At 45.0% G+C, this 2,231-nt stretch carries 3 protein-coding genes and 1 pseudogene; 1 reads left to right on the top strand and 3 read right to left on the bottom strand.

The window, feature by feature from the left end:
• The first annotated feature begins 7 nt into the window (after positions 1-7).
• Positions 8-136, top strand: coding sequence for a hypothetical protein (locus ACUVJL_RS26100; protein WP_445248496.1), 129 nt, complete (start codon positions 8-10; stop codon positions 134-136).
• A gap of 123 nt (positions 137-259) precedes the next feature.
• Here ACUVJL_RS26100 and ACUVJL_RS26095 read toward each other — a convergent pair whose 3' ends face one another.
• From ACUVJL_RS26095 to ACUVJL_RS26085, 3 genes and pseudogenes are all read right to left on the bottom strand, one after another.
• A complete protein-coding gene (locus ACUVJL_RS26095) occupies positions 260-499 on the bottom strand; it encodes a hypothetical protein (RefSeq protein ID WP_445248495.1) in 240 nt (79 codons plus the stop codon).
• A 71-nt stretch (positions 500-570) separates the two neighbouring features.
• Positions 571-984, bottom strand: a complete 414-nt coding sequence (gene arfB / locus ACUVJL_RS26090) for an alternative ribosome rescue aminoacyl-tRNA hydrolase ArfB (protein ID WP_445248494.1) — start codon at positions 982-984, stop codon at positions 571-573.
• Positions 985-1,766: 782 nt separating this feature from the next.
• A pseudogene (locus ACUVJL_RS26085) lies at positions 1,767-2,231 on the bottom strand (NADP-dependent phosphogluconate dehydrogenase); the annotation flags it as partial.

The raw sequence follows: 2,231 nt of genomic DNA, 5'->3' as shown, positions 1-2,231 counted from the left end.
GCAAGCCATTAGCAAATGGGAACGAGGGCTAGACGAACCCGAACTGACCATTGCTCAAATGAAAGCTCTTTGCAAAGCTTTGGGAAAAACGCTTAACGATTTGCCTGACGACTTAGGCCCACCAAATCCCGACTGACAACTTTTGTTGCTTAGTTCTAATTAGACCAACCTAAAAAAGCAGATTATATCCCCGACTTCTTGAAAAAGTCGGGCATCTAACAAGCAAGTTATAAAGAGGATATTAAAGTAGGATTTGGTATTACTTACGGAGAACAGAAGTGATAATCACCGTGATAGTGGCGCTTGCAATCAAAGTGAAAGCAAGTTGCACAACCCATTGGGTAGCTTTCTGGTAGTTATCGAATTTGTCATTGAATCTGTCGGTTTTGTCATTATTTTTCTCAACATCAGTTGATAATTTCTCAACTTCAGCCGATAGCTTGTCTAGCTTTTCAATAACATCCCCCAGCGTCGGCTCGTTACTTGCAGTAGTTGTCATTGCCGTTTCCTAAAACTAACAATCATCACCTACAATTATATCCTAATTTTAATAGGAATTGATATTATCAATCACTCCGTAATTTTCCCTCTCAGAGCTTTAATCTGGCCTCGCTTGGTTTTGCTGTCGAGACGCTTGCGCTGGGAACTACGAGTCGCTTTGCTGGGTTTGCGCCTTTTCGGTATGACGATCGCACTTTTAATCAGTTCTTGCAGCCGTCTCAAAGCCTCCTCCCGGTTTTGTTCCTGGCTGCGGTGTTCCTGGGCTTTGATGACAATCACACCTTCGGAGGTGATGCGCTGGTCGTTGATTTGCAACAAACGCTGCTTGTAGCGATCGGGCAATGAGGAAGCTGGGATATCAAAGCGCAAGTGAATAGCACTCGCCACCTTATTTACATTTTGCCCCCCCGCACCTTGAGAGCGAATCGCACTAATCTCGATTTCGCGATCGTCTATGAACACAGTGTTAGAAATTTGTAGCATGATTCATCAGTGAGATAAAAGATACAGGTCGATCTCCCTTGTCTGCGGAGGCGGATGAAAGTTTGACTCTATGCAGCGATTTCACTCGCCGAATGATGCACTTAGTTTAGTATTTGACAACTCCCCGCCGTAAAACGGCCCAGATTCTTCCTTTTATTTCCTGCTAGCCATGTTCGGTTATCCGCCGCTACTCAATCCATCAAAAGCAGTCTACAATAAGTGTATAGGTTCGTTGAATCTATGATTAGGATCGCGACAAACAAATTTTTTTGTTTCTGAGATCCAAAAGCTTCCCGGAAGGGAAGGATGCATGGGACCAAAGTAAGAGAATCGCTCCTATTGCTAGACAGATGGTTTCTCTAGCTATTAAGGTAAGGAAAAGGAAAAGCCAGTCTCCCACTAACGAAAAAAAAGGAGGAAAAAAGCTATGAAAAGAGTTATAGAGGTTATAGAGAAAATTAAGCTAATTCTCCCCAAGGATAAATTAGAGTGGGTAAACTTAATGCTAGTCATTTTCTTGCTCTGGCCCAACGCGTCCTGTCCAATCCTAAAACTGAATAGCCTGTAAGTAGGCCCACCTCACACAAACAGAATACCCAGAACCCCGAATTCTTAAAGAAGTCGGGGTTCTAACGTATGGAGATGGAGATAGTTTTACTTTTAATTACGTTGATTTACTTAGTTCAGCCTTTTGCCAGATGACAACCCTTAACTGCTGAAACCAAAGCGGTTCAACACCAGAAATTAGTAAGGTGCGCCGAAACGCACCCTACAAAAATTAATTAGTCCGTACTACCAGTTTGCAGCGACTCTTTAGCAGTCTGCGTCCACTCAGAGTGGAAGAATTCGCCGCGCGGTTTGTCGGTGCGTTCGTAGGTGTGAGCCCCGAAATAATCACGCTGAGCTTGCGTGAGGTTTTGCGGCAATCTTTCGCGCCGGTAGCTGTCGAAATAGTCCAGCGAGGCGCTAAAGGCTGGCACTGCAATCCCCAGTGTGCTAGCAGTAGCCAACACCTCCCGCCAAGCTGATTGGCGATCGAGAATGCTCTGTTTGAACTCCGGCGCTAACAGCAAATTTGGCAGCTCGGGATCGTCCTTGAAAGCTTGTTTAATCTTGTCCAAAAATCCAGCCCGAATAATACAGCCACCCTTCCAAATTCGGGAAATTTCGCTCAAACTCAAGTCATAGTTGTACGACTTCGAGGCCGCGCTCAACAGCGCCATGCCTTGCGCGTAGGAGCAAATCTT

This window comes from Microcoleus sp. OTE_8_concoct_300 (assembly GCF_031383065.1).
Lineage (GTDB): Bacteria > Cyanobacteriota > Cyanobacteriia > Cyanobacteriales > Microcoleaceae > Microcoleus.
This window is presented reverse-complemented; position numbering and strand designations above follow the sequence as displayed.

Coding starts and splice junctions, on each gene's coding strand:
- ACUVJL_RS26095 (WP_445248495.1), bottom strand. CDS start 499: ATGACAACTACTGCAAGTAACGAGCCGACGCTGGGGGATGTTATTGAA.
- arfB (WP_445248494.1), bottom strand. CDS start 984: ATGCTACAAATTTCTAACACTGTGTTCATAGACGATCGCGAAATCGAG.